The organism is Geodermatophilus sp. URMC 61 (assembly GCF_052931555.1).
The window spans coordinates 1,829,881-1,846,677 of the sequence record NZ_JBRFHZ010000002.1; the positions used below are offsets into that span (position 1 = coordinate 1,829,881).

At 75.3% G+C, this 16,797-nt stretch carries 17 protein-coding genes and 1 riboswitch; of the genes, 7 read left to right on the forward strand and 10 right to left on the reverse strand.

Annotation, left to right across the window (positions count from 1 at the left end; genetic code table 11):
- The first annotated feature begins 33 nt into the window (after positions 1 to 33).
- The 4 genes from ACU610_RS08440 (at position 34) to ACU610_RS08455 (ending at position 2,874) form a co-directional block, all read left to right on the forward strand.
- On the forward strand, positions 34 to 396 hold the full coding sequence (locus tag ACU610_RS08440; RefSeq protein WP_446767257.1) for a carboxymuconolactone decarboxylase family protein: 363 nt from the start codon (positions 34 to 36) through the stop codon (positions 394 to 396).
- Between the two features lie 110 nt (positions 397 to 506).
- Positions 507 to 1,103, forward strand: coding sequence for a sugar O-acetyltransferase (locus ACU610_RS08445; protein ID WP_446767258.1), 597 nt, complete (start codon positions 507 to 509; stop codon positions 1,101 to 1,103).
- Positions 1,100 to 1,657, forward strand: coding sequence for a TetR/AcrR family transcriptional regulator (locus tag ACU610_RS08450; protein WP_446767259.1), 558 nt, complete (start codon positions 1,100 to 1,102; stop codon positions 1,655 to 1,657). Before ACU610_RS08445 ends, ACU610_RS08450 begins: the two co-directional genes overlap by 4 nt.
- A 17-nt stretch (positions 1,658 to 1,674) precedes the next feature.
- Complete coding sequence (locus ACU610_RS08455) at positions 1,675 to 2,874, forward strand: MFS transporter (RefSeq protein WP_446767260.1); 1,200 nt, start codon at positions 1,675 to 1,677, stop codon at positions 2,872 to 2,874.
- A 21-nt stretch (positions 2,875 to 2,895) separates the two neighbouring features.
- On the opposite strand, the gene ACU610_RS08460 is transcribed toward ACU610_RS08455, so the two are convergent.
- Both ACU610_RS08460 and ACU610_RS08465 read right to left on the reverse strand, forming a co-directional pair.
- Positions 2,896 to 3,879, reverse strand: coding sequence for an NAD-dependent epimerase/dehydratase family protein (locus tag ACU610_RS08460; protein ID WP_446767261.1), 984 nt, complete (start codon positions 3,877 to 3,879; stop codon positions 2,896 to 2,898).
- 137 nt (positions 3,880 to 4,016) lie between these two features.
- A complete protein-coding gene (locus ACU610_RS08465) occupies positions 4,017 to 4,211 on the reverse strand; it encodes a hypothetical protein (RefSeq protein ID WP_446767262.1) in 195 nt (64 codons plus the stop codon).
- Positions 4,212 to 4,595: 384 nt separating this feature from the next.
- Between ACU610_RS08465 and ACU610_RS08470 the strand changes: the two genes are divergently transcribed.
- Together ACU610_RS08470 and ACU610_RS08475 are read left to right on the forward strand one after the other, a co-directional pair.
- Entirely contained in the window at positions 4,596 to 5,597 is a 1,002-nt protein-coding gene (locus ACU610_RS08470; protein ID WP_446767263.1) for an NAD(P)H-dependent glycerol-3-phosphate dehydrogenase, read from the forward strand.
- Between the two features lie 189 nt (positions 5,598 to 5,786).
- Positions 5,787 to 7,085: a D-arabinono-1,4-lactone oxidase gene (locus tag ACU610_RS08475; protein ID WP_446767264.1), complete on the forward strand. Its 1,299-nt coding sequence runs from the start codon at positions 5,787 to 5,789 to the stop codon at positions 7,083 to 7,085.
- 72 nt (positions 7,086 to 7,157) lie between these two features.
- Here ACU610_RS08475 and ACU610_RS08480 read toward each other — a convergent pair whose 3' ends face one another.
- The 4 genes from ACU610_RS08480 to ACU610_RS08495 form a co-directional block, all read right to left on the reverse strand.
- A complete protein-coding gene (locus tag ACU610_RS08480) occupies positions 7,158 to 8,594 on the reverse strand; it encodes a carotenoid oxygenase family protein (RefSeq protein WP_446767265.1) in 1,437 nt (478 codons plus the stop codon).
- Positions 8,595 to 8,719: 125 nt separating this feature from the next.
- Positions 8,720 to 9,976, reverse strand: coding sequence for a vanadium-dependent haloperoxidase (locus ACU610_RS08485; protein WP_446767266.1), 1,257 nt, complete (start codon positions 9,974 to 9,976; stop codon positions 8,720 to 8,722).
- 135 nt (positions 9,977 to 10,111) lie between these two features.
- On the reverse strand, positions 10,112 to 10,522 hold the full coding sequence (gene mscL / locus ACU610_RS08490) for a large conductance mechanosensitive channel protein MscL (RefSeq protein WP_446767267.1): 411 nt from the start codon (positions 10,520 to 10,522) through the stop codon (positions 10,112 to 10,114).
- Between the two features lie 159 nt (positions 10,523 to 10,681).
- On the reverse strand, positions 10,682 to 12,070 hold the full coding sequence (locus ACU610_RS08495) for a pyridoxal phosphate-dependent decarboxylase family protein (protein ID WP_446767268.1): 1,389 nt from the start codon (positions 12,068 to 12,070) through the stop codon (positions 10,682 to 10,684).
- A 295-nt stretch (positions 12,071 to 12,365) separates the two neighbouring features.
- On the opposite strand from ACU610_RS08495, the gene ACU610_RS08500 reads away from it, so the two are divergent.
- Positions 12,366 to 13,886 (forward strand): DUF2252 domain-containing protein, encoded by a 1,521-nt coding sequence (locus ACU610_RS08500; RefSeq protein WP_446767269.1) that lies wholly within the window; start codon positions 12,366 to 12,368, stop codon positions 13,884 to 13,886.
- On the opposite strand, the gene ACU610_RS08505 is transcribed toward ACU610_RS08500, so the two are convergent.
- The 4 genes from ACU610_RS08505 to ACU610_RS08520 form a co-directional block, all read right to left on the reverse strand.
- Positions 13,856 to 14,674 (reverse strand): MetQ/NlpA family ABC transporter substrate-binding protein, encoded by an 819-nt coding sequence (locus tag ACU610_RS08505; RefSeq protein ID WP_446767270.1) that lies wholly within the window; start codon positions 14,672 to 14,674, stop codon positions 13,856 to 13,858. The two genes, ACU610_RS08500 and ACU610_RS08505, sit on opposite strands and share 31 nt — an antisense overlap.
- A gap of 59 nt (positions 14,675 to 14,733) precedes the next feature.
- Positions 14,734 to 15,393, reverse strand: a complete 660-nt coding sequence (locus ACU610_RS08510; protein ID WP_446767271.1) for a methionine ABC transporter permease — start codon at positions 15,391 to 15,393, stop codon at positions 14,734 to 14,736.
- Positions 15,390 to 16,424: a methionine ABC transporter ATP-binding protein gene (locus ACU610_RS08515; protein ID WP_446767272.1), complete on the reverse strand. Its 1,035-nt coding sequence runs from the start codon at positions 16,422 to 16,424 to the stop codon at positions 15,390 to 15,392. Before ACU610_RS08515 ends, ACU610_RS08510 begins: the two co-directional genes overlap by 4 nt.
- A 160-nt stretch (positions 16,425 to 16,584) precedes the next feature.
- Positions 16,585 to 16,671: a putative leader peptide gene (locus ACU610_RS08520; protein ID WP_446770707.1), complete on the reverse strand. Its 87-nt coding sequence runs from the start codon at positions 16,669 to 16,671 to the stop codon at positions 16,585 to 16,587.
- A riboswitch (SAM riboswitch) is annotated at positions 16,665 to 16,758 on the reverse strand. (Overlaps the previous gene by 7 nt.)
- Positions 16,759 to 16,797: the final 39 nt, after the last annotated feature.

A 16,797-nucleotide genomic window follows, 5' to 3' on the forward strand; every position in this document is an offset into this window, starting at 1 on the left:
GCCCGGATGCCGGGCCGGTGCCAGCATCGGGTCATGAGCTACGGCCAGGCGGTCCAGGAAGAGCTCCGTGAACCGGGCCGCGCGCTGCGTCGCGCGATCCCGGAGGTCTACGACGGCTACCGCCAGATGCACGCCGCCGCCTACGCCGCCGGCGCGCTGGACCAGAAGACCAAGGAGCTGATGGCCCTCGCCATCGCCGTCAGCAAGGAGTGCGACGGCTGCATCGCCTCGCACGCCCGCGGTGCCGTCCGCACCGGCGCGACCGAGGAGGAGGTCGCCGAGGCGCTCGGGGTCGCGATCGCGATGAACGGCGGTCCGGGCACCGTGTACGGCGCCCGGGCGTTCGCGGCCTTCCGGGAGTTCCGGGATCAGGCGGACGCCGATCAGGAGCGGTAGCCGGCGGTCCGTCGTGCGGAGCGGCGAGCCGGCCGTCCAGCACCGGCACGCGATCCGGCGTCCCTCAGCAGCCGCCGCACCGGCTCGGACCGATGTGTACGCTCGTTCCTATGACCCTGCGGCGCGACGCGGACGACACCCGGACCATGCGCGAGCGGATGCTCGCCGGCGACCTCTACGTCACCGACGACCCCGAGCTCGGCGAGGCCAGCACCCGGGCGCTGGACCTGGCCGACGCCTACAACGCGACCACGGTCCGCCAGGGCCCCCTGCGCCGCCGGCTGCTGGAGGAGCTGCTCGGCGCCGTCGGGGAGGGCACGGAGATCCGGCCGCCCTTCTTCGTCGACTACGGCAGCCACGTCCGCATCGGTGCCCGCTGCTTCGCCAACTTCAGCCTGGTCGCCCTCGACGTCGCCCCCATCACCATCGGGGACGACGTCCAGATCGGGCCCAACGTCCAGCTCCTGACCCCGACCCACCCCGTCGACCCCGAGCCGCGACGGGCCAAGTGGGAGGCGGCCGAGCCGATCACCATCGGTGACAACGTCTGGGTCGGCGGCGGAGCCATCGTGCTGCCCGGCGTGACGATCGGCGAGAACACCGTCGTCGGCGCAGGAGCGGTGGTCACCCGCGACCTGCCGCCGAACGTGGTCGCCGTCGGCAACCCGGCCCGCGTCGTCCGCACCCTCGACGGGCCCGGCCGGTGACCTCGGCCCCGGCGCGGCGGGCCCGCCGGCACGACCCGGGCCGGCGCGACCGGCTGGTCGACACCACGCTCGACGTCATCGCCGAGCAGGGCGTCACCGCCGCCACGCACCGGGCGATCGCCCGCGCCGCCGACGTCCCCCTGGGGTCGCTGACCTACCACTTCGCCTCGCTGACCGAGCTGCTGGCCGCCGCGTTCACCCGGTACGTGGACGTCGTCGCCGAGCGCTTCGACGAGCGCATGCGCGCGGCACCGGACCGGGCGGCGGCGCTCGAGGCGCTGGTCGACCACCTCACCGGCGACCTGCTCGGCTCCCAGCGGGATCTGGTGCTGGCCGTCGAGCTCTACGTCGCCGCAGCGCGCGACCCGGCGCTGCGCGCGGTCACCCAGGACTGGATGTCCCGCAGCCGCCGCAGCCTGGAGCGCCACCTGGACCCGGTGACCGCGCGCGAGGTCGACGCGCTGGTGGAGGGGCTCGTCCTGCACAGCGCCCTCTCCACCGACCCCATGGACGCCGGCCAGATCCGCTCCGCCCTGCACCGGCTCGCCGGCTGACCCTCCCGAAGGACCCCGTGACCCTCACCGACACCGCCACCGCGCCGCTGCGCCGTGCCCGCGCGGCCGTCGCCGCCTGCTTCTTCCTGAACGCCGTCTTCTACGCCGGCCTCGTGCCGCGCCTGCCTGAGGTGAAGGCCCAGCTGGGGCTGAGCAGCACCGCCCTGGGCACCGCCCTGGCGGCCGTGCCGCTCGGCGCGCTGCTGGCCGGCCTGTCCTCGGCCGCCCTCATCCGCCGGTTCGGCTCCGGCCGGGTGGCCTCCTACGGCCTGGTGCTGCTCGGTGTCACCGTCTGGACGGTGGCGGTGGCGCCGAACTGGCTCGGGCTCGCCGCGGCGCTGCTGGTGCTCGGGGCGCTGGACGCGGTCGTCGACGTCGCGCAGAACGCCCACGGGCTGCGCGTGCAGCGGCTCTACGGCCGCTCCATCATCAACGCCTTCCACGGCGTCTGGAGCATCGGCGCGGTCGTCGGCGGGCTGCTCGGCTCGGTCGCGGCGGGGCTGCGGGTGCCGCTGGGGACCCACCTCGCGGTCTCGGCCGTCGTCTTCGGCGCCGTCGCGGTGGCCGCCTCCCGGGCGGTGCTGCCGGGACGCGACGAGCCCGACCCCGTCGCCGCGGACGTACCGCGCGAGCGCCCGCGGCGGCGGGCCGCCGTCCCGGCGCTCGCGGTGCTCGGCGTGCTCGCCGCGTGCGGCGCGTTCGTCGAGGACGCCGGCGCCTCGTGGAGCGCGCTCTACCTGCGCACCGAACTGGCGGCCGGCGCGGCCACCGCCGGGCTGGGTTTCGTCGCCCTGTCGGTGGCGATGACCGTCGGGCGGCTGACCGGCGACCGGGTCGTCGACCGGTTCGGCCGGCGCCGGGTGGCCCGGGCCGGCGGAGGGCTCGCCGCAGCGGGGATGGGCCTGGCCCTGGCACTGCCGTCGGTGCCCGCCACGCTGGCCGGGTTCGCCCTCGCGGGGCTGGGCGTCGCCACCCTGATCCCGGCCGTCTACCAGGCCGCCGACGAGCTGCCCGGGCTGCCGCACGGGGTCGGACTGGCGGTCATCAACTGGCTGCTGCGGATCGGCTTCCTCGTGTCCCCGCCGCTGATCGGCGCCCTGGCGGACGCCACCAGCCTGCGGGTCGCCCTGCTCAGCGTGGTGCTCGCCGGGGTCGGCGCGCTCGTCCTCGGCCGGGCCCTCCCGGGCCGGCCGTCCGCGGACCGGCCCGGCGGCTGACCCCGGGGCGCCGGTCGGGGCTCAGCGGCCGGGAGCCGAGGTGGCCGCCAGGGTCCGGCGCACGCCCTCCTCGTACGGGGTCGCCGGAAGCCCGAAGGCCCGGGCGGCCCGGCTGCCGTCGACCACGAACGGCTGCTCGAACTGGTACACCATCTCGGCTCCCTCGCGGGCCAGCGGGACGACGGAGCCGAGCGCGCGCACCCGGCGGCTCCCGTGCCGTACCAGCCGGAGCCGGGTGCCCGCCTGCCGGCACGCCTCCGCGGCGAGCGCCCGGCCGGTGGTCACCCCCGGGTGGGGCACGTGCCACACCGCCGCTCCTGCGCTGTCCCCCGCCCCCGCGGCGGCCAGGGTGGCGGCGAAGTCGTCGACGAACGTGGGCGTCAGGGGCAGGTCCGGGTCGCCGAGCCACTGCACCGGCCACCCGCGCAGCGCCGCGCGGAACACGTTGCCCGCGACGACCGACCGGACGCCGGGCCCGTAGAGCTCCCCCGCACGGACGACGCCGACCTGCAGGCGTCCGGCCGCACCGGCGGAGAGGACCCGCTCGGCGATCCAGGCGCGCAGCACGCCCTTGGTGCTCACCGGCCGCCACGGGGTGTCCTCGGTCATCGGACCGTCGACCCGCCCGTACATCCAGGTGTCGTCGGCGTACACCAGTCGCGCCCCCACCTGCGAGGCGGCCTCCACCAGGGCGTCGGTGACCACGGGGAACTCACGGGTCCAGCGGGCGAGCACCGGCATGACGCAGTGGTAGACGACGGCCGCGTCCCGGCAGGCCCCGGCCAGCGTCGCGCCGTCGGTGGCGTCCGCCGCCGCGGTCTCCACACCCGGCGTGCCGACGTCGCGGCCGTCGCGGGTCACCGCGCGCACCCGGTACCCGGCCGCGTGCAGGTGCGCGACGAGCCGCCGGCCGGTGGCGCCCCCGGCGCCCACCACGGCGTGGACGCCGGAGGGGTCGGGGGTCCGGGCTGCCGGCGCGACGGGGGCCGTGGCGGGTGCGGTCATCGGAGCCTCCCTGGCGGGACCGGCCCGATCGTCACAGGGCCGTGCCGCGGCGCGGGCCCCTCCGTCGGCCGGGACCGCCGCCACCCGGGGACGCGCCCGGCGAGATGACCCTGCGCCTCCCCGTGCTCACGGCCCCGTCACGCCGGTCGTGGCGCGTGCCGGCCGGGCGCCGTCCTGGCGGGTCGGGTCCGGGTGAACCGCCATCCCGCCCGCTCCAGCAGCGCGATGCACTGGTCCACCACGGCCTCGATGTCGTACTCCTGCGGCACCTCCGGGGGCATGGCGAGGTCGAGTGCGTTCGTCATCGCCACGTGGAAGTCACTCCGCGCCATCGTCGCGCCTCCGTACCCGCTCCCGGGCTGCGAGCGTCCTCCCGACGCCGGCGGTGCTCGTCGGCGACACCCCGATGGTGCCCTCGCGCCCCCGTTCCCGGCCACGTCGGCCGGCATTCCGCCCGAGATCCCGGCCGCCCCTCTGGGACAGGGGCAGGACGACGCCCCTGCCACCGGCCCGACGGCGCCGGCACACCGCGCCCCCGCCGGGGATCGGTCCGCTCCACCGTTCGCGCGGGATCCACCCCCGCGCACGGACGAGGACGTCGCCCTGTCCGTGCGGCCGGTACTGGCCCGGCGACCCGGCCGCCACGATCCTGTCCGGGCTGGGGACCGGTACGGGCCCGGCCGTCGCCCTGGGGCACGGCCGTCGGGGAGGCGTCGATGAGGGTGACCGTGCTCGGGGCCGGCTCGTGGGGGACGACGGTCGCCGCGCTGATGTGCCGACGTGACCACGAGGTCCTGCTCTGGGCACGCAATCCCGAGGTGGCCGCCGAGGTCAACGAACAGCGCTCCAACGTCGCCTACCTACCCGATGCGCGGCTGCCCGCACGGCTGAGAGCGACAGCCGACCTCGAGCAGGCCTCCGCGCACGCCGAACTCCTGGTGGTGGGAGTGCCGACCGGCGCATTCCGCGAGACCCTGGGGCGGGTCCGGCCGCACCTGGCGCCGTGGATCCCGGTGGTGAGCCTCAGCAAGGGGCTCGAGCGGGGCACCCACCTGCGCATGACCCAGGTGATCACGGACGTGCTGCCCGGGCACCCAGCGGCCGCGCTGACCGGCCCCAACCTGGCGCGGGAGATCATGTCCGGCCAGGCGGCGGCCAGCGTGATCGCGACGGAGGACCTGACGGTCGCCGCGGCGCTGCAGCAGGAGGTGCGCCGCGGGGTCTTCCGCGTGTACACCCACCACGACGTCATCGGCTGCGAGATCGGCGGCGCCCTCAAGAACGTCGTCGCGATCGCCACCGGCATGGCCCAGGGCCTGGGCGTCGGTGACAGCACGCGGGCCGCGGTGATGTCGCGCGGCCTGGCCGAGCTCACCACGCTGGCCGTGGCGATGGGCGGCGAGGCGGCCACCCTCGCCGGGCTGGCCGGCATGGGCGACCTGGTGGCCACGTGCATGAGTCCGCAGAGCCGCAACCGCCACGTCGGCGAGCAGCTCGGCCGGGGCCGGCCGCTCGACGAGGTGCTGGGCGAGATGCGCATGGTCGCCGAGGGCGTGAGGACCGTGTCCACGGTGGTGGAACTGGCCGACCAGCACGGACTGGACATGCCGATCGCGCGGACCATCCACGATGTCGTCAACGGCCGGATCCGGGCCGCCGATGCCTACCGGGGCCTCGTCCGGGCCGTTCCGGCCGGGCACGAGTCCGAGCCCGGGTGAGCCCGGACCGACCACCTCGGCGGCGGCGACCTGCTCGGCCAGCGGCACGTGCGGGGACGGGAGGGTCCCTGCGGCCGGGGTGGGGCACCGGTACCGCGAGCGCGCGGACCCCGCACGCCACGGTCCTGTCGCGGCACGGGGCAGTACAGTCGGCTCCCACCGACCCGCTGGGAGATGGTCTCGACAGGCATGCCGGAGAACCGGAACACGACGTCCACGTCGACGCCTCGGCAGCTGCGGAACTGGGCCGGGAACCTGACCTACCGGGCCGCGCGGATCCACCGGCCCACGACCGTCAGCGAGGTCCAGGAGATCGTCGCCGGCAGCGAGCGGGTCAAGGTCCTCGGCTCCCGGCACTGCTTCAACGACATCGCCGACACCACCGCCGACCTGGTGGTGCTCGACGCCCTCGACCCCGAGGTCGAGATCGACCGGCTCGGCGGGGGCGGCACAGGCACCGCGTGGGTCTCGGGTGGGACCAGGTACAGCCAGCTCGTCCCCGAGCTCGCCGAGCACGGCCTCGCGCTGCCGAACCTCGCCTCGTTACCCCACATCACCGTCGTGGGGGCCACTGCCACCGGCACCCACGGCTCCGGCAACCGCAACGGCTCGCTGAGCACGTCCGTGGCCGGCCTGGAGATGGTCGGATCCGACGGGGCGGTCATCGCGCTCGGCCCCGAGGAGCCGGACTTCCCCGGTGCCGTGGTCCACCTGGGGGCGCTGGGCATCGTCACGCGGATCGGACTGCGCGTCCAGCCCACCTTCGACGTGCACAACACCGTCTACCTCGGACTCACCTGGGACCGCCTGTTCACGGATCTGGACGCCGTGGCGGACGCCGCCTACAGCGTCAGCGTCTTCACCGACTGGCACGACGTCACCCAGGTGTGGGTCAAGTCGCGCACGGAGGACCTCGATGTGGCACCCGAGGAGTTCTTCGGGGCCCGCGCCGCGACGGCACCGACGCACATGCTGAAGGACATGCCGGTCGAGAACCTCACCGAGCAGCTCGGTGTCCCCGGCGAGTGGCACGAGCGCCTCCCCCACTTCAGGGCCGGTTTCACCCCGAGCAGGGGGGAGGAGTTGCAGTCCGAGTACTTCGTGCCGCGGCGGCACGGGCGAGGGGCCTGCGAGGCGCTGCGCGCCATGGCCGACCGGATCGCACCGCTGCTCCAGGTCAGTGAGATCCGCACCGTTGCCGCCGACGAGCTGTGGTTGAGCCCGGCCCACGGCGGGGACGTCCTGGCGCTGCACTTCACCTGGGTCCCCGACCAGACGCGTGTGGTGGCCCTGCTGCCGGAGATCGAGGCCGCGCTCCGCCCGTACGCTGCCCGACCGCACTGGGGCAAGCTGTTCACCACGGACGCAGGTGAGCTGGAGAGCCTGTACCCGCGGATGCCCGACTTCCGCGCACTCGTGCGCCGGCTCGACCCGCGGGGCGCGTTCCGGAACGCGTACCTGGACCGGACCGTCCATGCCTTCGGGTGACCGGGGATCGGGGGTGTGGTCGCAGCGGCTCCGCACTCGGCCGACCCGGCGGCAGCCCTCGCGCCCCGCTGCTCACCCGTCCGCGATCCAGCTGCCGTGGAAGCCGAGCGGGACCCGTGCCGGCAGGTGGACGCGGGCGACCGGGCCGCCGGCGAAGTCCTGGGCCGCGAGCACGACCAGGTCCGCCGCTCCCCGGTCGGGGTCGTGCACGAAGGCCAGGACGTAGCCGTCGTCCTCGGCCGCGTCGGGCGCCGAGGGGGCGAACACGGCCTCGCCCACGGTCGCGTTCCGGCCGAACCGGTGCTCCTCGACGCGGCCCGTGGCCAGGTCGTGCTTGAGCAGTGCGTCGGCGAACGCGCCGTCCGTGAAGGTGCCGTCCACCTGCACGGTCGCGCGGCTGATCTCCCCGGTCACCGCGCTGTAGCCGTAGCGGTACGGCCGGGCGACGACCCGCTCGTCGGTGCGCGGGAACTCCTGGGGGCGGTCGTCGAGGCGCTGCTGGCCCACCCGCCCCGTCGTGGGGTCGACGGTCCAGCGGTCCAGCGTCAGCCGGCCCTGCCCGGACAGGGCGGACAGGTCGTAGGACCCCGCGTAGCGGCAGAGGTCGACGACGACCCGGTCGCCGTCGTCGTACGCGTTGAGCGTGTGGAAGACCCAGCACGGGTCCACCTCGAACCAGCGGACCGCACGGGTGCTCCCCTCCCGGGGCAGCAGGCCGACCCGCGCCTGGTGCGCCGGGTTCCACCCGTAGGGCAGGGAGGAGCCGGAGGCCGCGGCCTGCATGCTGAAGGTCACCGGGAGGTCGAGCAGGACGACGTAGCGCTCGGTCAGGGCGAAGTCGTGCATCATCGGCCCGTCCGCGACCGGGACGTCTGCGGTGCTGCTGACCCGCCCGTCGGGGCCGATGACGACGTGCTGCACGTGGTCCCAACCCCAGAAGTAGGCGACGGCGTGCAGGTCCCCGGTCCGCCGGTCGAGCTTGGTGTGCGCGGCGTAGCCGCCCGGCAGGGTGCCGTCGAAGTCGCACGGACCGACGGTCTCGAGTTCGTCGGTGAGCTCGTACGGCAGGGCGCCGCCCTCGACGGTGGCCAGGGTGCGTCCGGCGTGGGCGAGGACGTGGGTGTTGGCGGCGAAGTCCATGCCGGCGTGCACCGGCCCTCCGGCCCACCGCTCGCCGAGGGCCTCGGCCACCTGCCTCGATCGCACCCAACGGTTGCGGTACCACTCGGCCCGACCGTCCCGCAGCCGGACCCCGTGCACCATGCCGGGGCCGAGGAACCAGTGCTGGACCGGGTCGTCGAGGCCCAGGGGGTTGGGCCCGTTGCGCAGGTAACGCCCGTGCAGCTCCGCGGGGAGGGATCCGGTCACCGGCAGGTCGAACGCGGTGACCTCCTCCGTGACCGGGGCGAAGGCCCCCTCGAGGAACCTGCTGCGGTCGAGCACCGGGTGGTCGGACATCGGGTGGTCGGGCATCGGGTGGTCGGGCATCGTGGTCCCTCCGGCGGTCATCGGCCTGGATCCCGTGTCGTCGCCCCGCACCCGGGAGTGTGGCCCCCCGGCGCCGCGCGGGAAAGCCACCACCGCCGGCTCGTGTCCTGAGGGCGGGCCCCGGGACCGCGCTGACCGCGCCGGCCTCAGCCGTCCGCCGGCCGGAACTCGTCGGCGACCGCGTCGGCGACCCCGGCGCCGATCTCCCGGCCGTCGTCCACCGAGTCACGGAAGTGGACGCCGAGCCAGACCCGCGCGTCGGCGATGTCGTCCAGCCAGGCCTCCGCGTCGTCGTAGACCCGGGTGGTGTTCGTGACGGTGCTGCGGATCTCCATGTCCAACTGCCCGTGACCGAACATCTCCTCGAGGGTCCCGGCGACGGCCGAGCTGAGGCAGCCGTGGCCGCTGGGGTTCTCCGGGTGCGGCGGCGTCGACCGCAGCGGGGTCCACGCCGGGTCGGCCGTGGTGGCGTCGTTGCCGTCCCGGTCGGCCTGCTGGATGGCGGTGACCGGACGCCAGAAGGGCGTGTCGTACTTGACCCGCCAGCAGGTGATCGCCGCGTCCGCCCCGGCGGAGTTGACGGCGGCGAACAGCCGCGCGGTGTCGACGATGTCCAGCTGGTGGCGGGCGGCCCGCTCCCGCAGCGCGTCCTGGTACTGCCGGGCCGGGTTGTCGCTCCAGAAGAGCGCCAGGTCGGTCTGCTCCGCCGTCCGGTCGGCGCTCGTCGCGGACCCCATCGCCGCCACCTCGGCGAAGTCCGCGGCGTACGCCTCGCTGTCCAGCGGGTCGGGCCCGTCCGTGGCGTACTCCTCCGGCGAGTCGACGACGAGCGGCTCGGTGAAGCCGAGCCACGGGGCCTGCATCTCCCCGGTGCCGGTGGGCACCCACATCCCGGGGGGCGGCTCGGCGGGCCGGTCGAGGATGATCGGCGCGTCCCGCCCGTCATCGGCGCGGGCGGCGACGAGGGCCGCCGCGGCGTCCTGCCCGACCTGCACGCCGTTCTGCCGCTCGGCACTCTCCGGGACGGTGCCGAGCCAGCCGGCGAGATCGGCGTCCAGGGCGGCCTGGGACGCCGGGAACCAGTGGACGAGGACGTCGTGCGCCGCGGTCGCCGCGGCCACGTCGGACGCGGTGGGCACATCGGCCTCCTCAGCGGTGACGACCGCGTCGTACACGGCCCTCGACACCAGGCCGAGATACAGCTGCGCCACGGGCGGCGGCTTCTCGCCCTCGACGCCGACGGTGCGCCAGGTGAGGGCGTTCCAGCTGAGCACCACCCCGGGATCACCTCGCGGGGACGCCGGCTCGTCGCCGGCCGCCGCGGTCGGTGTCGCGACGAGGACGAGCAGCACGGCGGCCACGATCGCCTGACGCTGCACGGTGCGGGTCCGGGTCCGGGTCATGGCGTGCCTCCTGTCCGCCCGTGGTCCACCTGCTCGAGACCGGCGGTCGTGGGAGCCGAACCGGACGGTATTCCGGTGGGTGCGCCGCGGACAGGGCCCCTCGCCCCCGCCCGCGAGGTCCTCGGCGAGGGCCGGTCAGGAGACGATCGGGTCGACGTCCCGGGTGCAGAACATGCAGACCGCGGCGTCCACCGGGATGAAGCTCTTGCAGTGGTCGCACTCCCGGTTGCCCTGCGCGCCGGCGGTCTCCCGGCCGGTGGCACGCCGGATGGCCTGGACGATGAGCATGATCGTGAGGGCCAGAAGCAGGAACGAGACCAGCGCCGTCAGGAACGACCCGTAGCGGATCTCCGCGCCGTTCACCGTCAGCACGAGGGCGTCGAAGTTCGGCTCCCCGAAGATCGCCGCGACGAGCGGCAGGATGACGTCTCCCACCAGCGACTCGACCACCGTCGCGAACGCCGCCCCGATCGCCAGGCCGACGGCCAGGTCGATGAGGCTGCCGGAGAAGGCGAAGTTGCGGAAATTGGTGAGCAGGGTGCGCACGGGTCCTCCTGCGCCTGCGGGGCCGACGGCCGCAGACTAGAGCCGGCCGACGACGCGTGCAGACCCACGCGAGCCGGCACGCACCGCGGCCAGGGTCCGGCGCACGCCCCTCGGGCTTGTCGGGGACCGTGGTGGGCGGCTGACCCCGGTGCCTCCCGGTCAGCGCGCGCCCCGCCACGCGGTCGCGACCGCCCGCACGGCTCGGTCGACGTCCGCCTCCGTCGTGGACCAGTTCGACACCGAGACCCGCATGAGCCGCATCCCGTGCCAGGTGGTGGCGCCCATCCAGCACTCACCCGAGCGCTGCACCGCGGCCACCACCGCGTCGGTCGTCGCGTCGTCGTCCCCGAACCGGAGGAGGACCTGGTTGAGGACGACGTCGTTGACCACCGCCACGCCCTCGACGGCGGACGCCTCGGCGGCGAACCGGCGGGCCAGCGCGCAGCAGCGCTCCACGAGCCCGGCGACGCCGGAGCGCCCGAGCTCACGGAGGGCGGCCCACGTCGCGAAGCCGCGCGCCCGGCGGGAGGACTCCGGGACGTGGTCCCCGGGCGCGCGCAGGTCCCCCTGCCCCTGCCCGGTCAGGTACGCAGCCGTGTACGCCATCGCCGCCCGGTGCGCCTCCGGGTCGGCGCAGAACGCGTAGCCGCTGTCGTAGGGGACGTTCAGCCACTTGTGGCCGTCCGTGGCCCACGAGTCCGCGGCCGCGACGCCCTCGACCAGGTGCCGGGTGGTCGGGGACGCCGCCGCCCACAGCCCGAACGCGCCGTCCACGTGGACCCAGGCCCCGTACCGGTGGGCGAGGGGGACGGCGGCGGCGAGGTCGTCGCAGGCACCCGTGTTCACGTTGCCCGCCTGCAGGCAGACGACGACCCGTCCCGGCGGACCGCCCTCCAGCGCGCCGGCGAGCGCGGCGACGTCGATCCGGCCCTGCTCGTCGGTGGCGACGGGCTGCAGGGCGCCCGCGCCCAGCCCCAGCAGGCGCAGCGACCGGTCGATCGTCGCGTGCCGCTCCCCTGTCGCCAGCACCCGGACCGCCGGCGCACCCGCGAGCCCGTTCTGCTCGACGTCCCAGCCGGCGTCGGCGAGGACCCGGTGCCGGGCCGCGGCCAGACCCACGGTGTTGGCTCCCTGGGCGCCGGTGACGAACCCGGTGGACGCGGTCTGCGGCAACCCGAGCAGCTCCTTCAGCCACGCGCCGGCCACGTCCTCCACGACCGCTGCTGCCGGCGACGTCACCGCGTTGAACGCCGGCTGGTCCCACGCCACGGCGAGCATGTCGGCCGCGGTGGCCGAGTCGAGGGCCCCGCCGACCACGAAGCCGAAGTACCGCGGTCCCGTCGTGGCCACCAGGCCTGGCTCGACAGCCGCCGCGAGCTCCGCCAGGACGACGGCCGGGTCGGCGCCCTCGTCGCGCAGCGAACCGAGTCCGGCGCGGACCGCGGCGACCGGCTCACCGCGGGGGAAGACCGCGACCTCCCGGACCCGGGCCCGGTGGTCGGCAGCCCGCGCCGCGACGTCGCCCAGCAGGGTGCGCAGATCCGCCATGGCCGGATCGTCACAGGCGGCGCCCCGGCTCGGCTCGCCGTCGCCGCCGGGGCCGTCGGCGTCGGGGGACGCGCCCGGGGAGGTGACCGTGCGCCCCACCGCGGTCACGACCGGGTCGGTCGGCCCCGTCGCGGCTCGCCGGCTCGGCAGGCCCTGTGCTCCGTCATCCCCCGGGGTGACCTCCGGCCGCAGGGTGTCCCACCGTGACAGCACGACGGCCGGACCGACCGGCCGGCACGTCCGCGCGCCGGTCGCTCCCCTGGCCCTCCGACCGGCGCGCTGCCAGGCTCGTCCGGTGACCGGGACACAGGCGCGGTCGCAGGCGCACGCGGTCCTCGCGTCGGCCGACCACCGCGGGTTCACCTCGCTGCGGCACAGCGGTCCGCCGCGCGCGGAGCGGTACGAGCTCGGCCGACGGTTGCGCCGGCGCGCCCCACGCTCCGCGCTCGGGGACTGGACGCCCCCGCCCGACCGGCCGGACGTCGTCGACCAGGTGATCCGCTCGCACGAGGGGCGGCTGGACTGGCTGGTCCCCGTGCGCGTCGGGCGGATGATCGCCTCCCCCTACGCCTTCCTCCGGGGAGCGGCCAACGTGCACGCCGCGGACTCGGCCGCGCTGCCCGCCACCGGGATCACGCCGGTCGTGTGCGGCGACGCGCACCTCGGCAACTTCGGGTTCTACGCCTCCCCCGAGCGCGACCTCGTGTTCGACCTCAACGACTTCGACGAAGCGCACCCCGGCGCGTGGGAGTGGGACCTGCGCCGGCTCACCGCCAGCGTCTGGGTGGCGGGCCGGGAGAACGGGACGTCGGAGGCCGCGTGTGGCGACGCGGTGGCCCGGTGCGTCGAGGAGTACCGCCTGCACATCACCGCACTGGCCGAGCAGCCGCTCCTCGCGCGCTCGTACGAGCACCTCGACGTGGACCGGATGCTGCGGACGGCGCCCGGCGCGGACCTGCGCACGGAGATCGAGACGTCGGCCCGCCGGGCCCGCAAGCGGACCAGTGACCGGGCACTGCCCCGGATCACCGAGGAGCGCGACGGCGCGCGCAGGATCGTGACCGAGCCGCCGCTGATCACCCGCCCGCAGCCGGCCGAGGCCGAGCAGCTGGCCGAGGCGCTGGACGCCTACCTGACGACGCTGCCGCCGCACTGGGCCCGGGTGGTGGGCGGCTACCGCCTGGTTGACATCGCCCACAAGGTGGTCGGCGTGGGATCGGTCGGGCTCCGCGCGTGGGTGGCCCTGTGCGAGGGGAGCAGCGCCGACGACGTGCTGTTCCTCCAGCTCAAGCAGGCCCGCCGCTCGGTGGTCGCGCCGTTCGTGCACGGCGAGTCGGCGTGGCACGCCCACCAGGGCCAGCGCGTCGTGGAGTACCAGCAGGCGGTGCAGACCGTCAGCGACCCGCTCCTGGGCTGGACGAGCGTCGGCGACGTCCAGTACTACGTCCGCCAGTTCCGGGACATGAAGGGCGCGATCGCCGTCGCCGGCGTCGACACCACCGCTCTCGTGGCGTACGCGGGCATCTGCGGCTACCTCCTGGCCAAGGGGCACGCCCGCACCAGCGGAGCGTCGATGATCGCGGGCTACCTCGGGGGCGGCAGCAAGGTGCGCCGTGCGCTGTGCCGGTTCGCCCGCGCGTACGCCGACCAGACCGAGCGCGACCACGCCGACCTGGTGCGCGCCGTCCAGCGGGCGCCCTGCCGGCCGAGACCGGCATCTGAGCGGACGGGACCCGTGTCCCGCGCCCGGGGCCGGCCGGGCCTGGCCGGCCGCTGCGGCGAGGGTCAGAAGGCGGGGATGACCGCGCCCTCGTAGGTGTCCTCGATGAACTGACGCACCTGGTCGGAGTGCAGCAGCCCCTCGAGCTGCTGGATCCGCTGGTCGTCCTCGGTCCCGGTCCGCACCACCAGCAGGTTGGCGTTGGGGTTGCCCTCGGCCGACTCCAGGGCCAGGGCGTCCTCGGCCGGGACGAGGTCGGCCTCGATGGCGTAGTTGCCGTTGATCACCGCGATGTCGACGTCGGCCAGCGACCGGGGCACCTGCGCGGCCTCGACCTCGGAGATCTTCAGGTCCTTGGGGTTGTCCTGGACGTCCAGCGACGTGGGCGCCGCGTCGCCGGTGTCGGCCAGGGTGATCAGCCCGTTGGCCTCCAGCAGCCGCAGCGCCCGGGCGGCGTTGGTGGGGTCGTTGGGGATCGCCACGGTCGCGCCGTCGGGGAGGGCGGCGAGGTCGGTCAGCGACTGCGAGTAGATGCCCAGGGGCTCGATGTGCACCGGCGCCAGCGGGGTGAAGTCGTAGCCGGCGCTGGCCTCCTGCTCCTCCAGGTACGGGACGGTCTGGAAGTAGTTGGCGTCCAGGGACCCGTCGTCGAGGGCGACATTGGGCTGCACGTAGTCGGTGAACTCGACGATGTCGAGGTCCAGACCGGCGTCCGCGGCGAGGTTCTCGTCGACGAAGCGCAGGATCTCGGCGTGCGGCACCGGGGACGCGCCCACCCGCAGCGGCTCGTCGGCCGCGGACAGCTCGGCCTCGCCGCCGCCGCAGGCGGCCAGGAGGGCGGTCGCCGCGGACGCGGCCAGGAGCGAGGCGAGACGGGATCGCATGGCGGGGGTTCTCCTTCGGGGTGGTGCGGGGGGACGGTGGCCGGCCGGCCACCGCGGGGTCAGACGTGCGCCAGCCGGCGCGCCCAGTGGTCGCCGGCCCACTGCAGGGCCTGCACGATGACGAGCAGCAGGACCACGGTCAGCAGGGTGATGTCGGTGCGGAACTGCTGGTAGCCGAAGCGGATGGCGAAGTCGCCAAGCCCGCCGCCGCCGACGGCGCCGGCCATCGCCGAGTAGCTGATGAGCGCGACGACGGTGACCGTGATCCCGGCGATGAGCGAGGGCCGCGCCTCGGGCAGCAGCACGGTGCGGACGACGTCCCGGCGGCGCGCGCCCATGGACATCGCCGCCTCGACCTTCCCGGGGGCGACCTCCCGGAGACTGGTCTCCACCAGGCGGGCCAGGAAGGGGACGGCGCCGATCGTCAGCGGCACGATGGCCGCCGTCGAGCCGATCGTCGTCCCGACGATGCCGCGGGTCACCGGCGCGACCAGGAACAGCAGGATGATGAACGGCAGCGACCGGCCGAGGTTGACCACCAGTCCCAGGAACCGGTTGAGCAGCGGCCGCGGGGTCAGCGCGCCGGGGGCGGTGACGGTCAGCAGGATCCCGAGCGGGACGCCGAGCAGCACGGTGAGCAGCGCGGAGACCCCGACCATGTACAGCGTCTCACCGGTCGCCTCGACCAGCTGCGGCCAGACGCGGGTCCAGTCGCTCATCGGCCCGCTCCCGTCGCCGCCACCGCGTTGGTGTCCCGGGGTACCGCCTCGACGAGGACGCCGTCGTCGCGCAGACCGCGCAGCGCCCGGTCCAGCCGGCTCAGGTCGCCGGTGGCCCGCAGCAGCAGCCGGCCGTAGCGGCCCCCGGCGACGGTCTCCACCGAACCGCCGGCGACCTCCACCGCGAGCCCCAGCTGCCCGACCAGGGTCTGCAGGACGACGGCCTCGGGCGTGCGGTCGGTGACGGTCACCCGGAGGAGGACCCCGTCGTGGCCGGCGCCGGCGTCGGCGAGCGGCGCGGGCAGCAGGGCGTCGCTCAGCGGCGAGTGCTCGCGGGTCAGGACCTCCGAGAGGCGCCCGCTGTCCACGACGCGCCCCCGCTCGAGGAGGACGGCGCTGTCGCACACGGCCTTGACGACGGCCATCTCGTGGGTGATGAGCAGCACGGTCAGGCCGAGCTCCGACCGCACCCTGCGCAGCAGCTCCAGCACGCCGGTGGTGCTGGCCTGGTCCAGGGCGGAGGTGGCTTCGTCGCAGAGCAGGACCCTGGGGCGGCCGGCCAGGGCGCGGGCTATCGCCACCCGCTGCTTCTGCCCGCCCGAGAGCTGCCCGGGGTGCGCGTCGGCCCGCTCCCCCAGCCCGACCAGTTCCAGCAGCTCGGTGGCCCGTCGGCGGCGCTCGGCCCGGCCGACCCCGGCCAGCTCGAGCGGGTGCTCGACGTTGCCGGCCGCGGTCCGCGAGTCCAGGAGCTCGAAGTGCTGGAACACCATCCCGATGGACCGGCGCGCCTGCCGCACCTGGTCGTCCGGCAACTCGGTGAGCACCCGGCCGTCAACGGTGACCGACCCCGACGTGGGCCGCTCCAGCAGGTTCACCAGGCGCACCAGTGTGCTCTTGCCCGACCCGCTCGGGCCGACCACGCCGGCGAACTCACCGGCCTCCACGCGCAGGCTGACGCCGTCGACGGCGACGACCTCGCCGGACCGGCCCCGGGCGGGGAAGACCTTGCGGACGTCGTGCAGATCGATCACGGGTGAGCAGTCCTCGGGTGAGCAGGGGGGAACGGGGCGCGTGGCGCCGGCGGGCGGGCCCACCCGGCTGTGCCCCACGGACGGCGTCGGCAAGCGGCGGATCGACGGCAGCCGGGCTGCGCCGGAGGGCCGGGCAGCTACCGCGACGAGGGTCGAGCGGTCAGCGACACAGGGCCGCGGCGGTGCGGCACAGGTCGACGTGGCGGCGGGCCCACGTGGGCGCAGGGCCGGTCATCGTGTCCTCCATCGGTCCTGGCAGTAGCACCCTCGTCCGCCGGGCGGGGGGTTGCTGCGGCGTCGTCGAGCCAGGTCTCTCGGCCGCTCCGGATGGCGTTGCCCGCAACTGTACTGAGCCGACCGGCCCGCCGGCCCT

Coding starts and splice junctions, on each gene's coding strand:
- ACU610_RS08440 (WP_446767257.1), top strand. CDS start 34: ATGAGCTACGGCCAGGCGGTCCAGGAAGAGCTCCGTGAACCGGGCCGC.
- ACU610_RS08445 (WP_446767258.1), top strand. CDS start 507: ATGACCCTGCGGCGCGACGCGGACGACACCCGGACCATGCGCGAGCGG.
- ACU610_RS08460 (WP_446767261.1), bottom strand. CDS start 3,879: ATGACCGCACCCGCCACGGCCCCCGTCGCGCCGGCAGCCCGGACCCCC.
- ACU610_RS08465 (WP_446767262.1), bottom strand. CDS start 4,211: ATGGCGCGGAGTGACTTCCACGTGGCGATGACGAACGCACTCGACCTC.
- ACU610_RS08470 (WP_446767263.1), top strand. CDS start 4,596: ATGAGGGTGACCGTGCTCGGGGCCGGCTCGTGGGGGACGACGGTCGCC.
- ACU610_RS08475 (WP_446767264.1), top strand. CDS start 5,787: ATGCCGGAGAACCGGAACACGACGTCCACGTCGACGCCTCGGCAGCTG.
- ACU610_RS08480 (WP_446767265.1), bottom strand. CDS start 8,594: ATGACCGCCGGAGGGACCACGATGCCCGACCACCCGATGCCCGACCAC.
- ACU610_RS08485 (WP_446767266.1), bottom strand. CDS start 9,976: ATGACCCGGACCCGGACCCGCACCGTGCAGCGTCAGGCGATCGTGGCC.
- ACU610_RS08495 (WP_446767268.1), bottom strand. CDS start 12,070: ATGGCGGATCTGCGCACCCTGCTGGGCGACGTCGCGGCGCGGGCTGCC.
- ACU610_RS08505 (WP_446767270.1), bottom strand. CDS start 14,674: ATGCGATCCCGTCTCGCCTCGCTCCTGGCCGCGTCCGCGGCGACCGCC.
- ACU610_RS08510 (WP_446767271.1), bottom strand. CDS start 15,393: ATGAGCGACTGGACCCGCGTCTGGCCGCAGCTGGTCGAGGCGACCGGT.
- ACU610_RS08520 (WP_446770707.1), bottom strand. CDS start 16,671: ATGGAGGACACGATGACCGGCCCTGCGCCCACGTGGGCCCGCCGCCAC.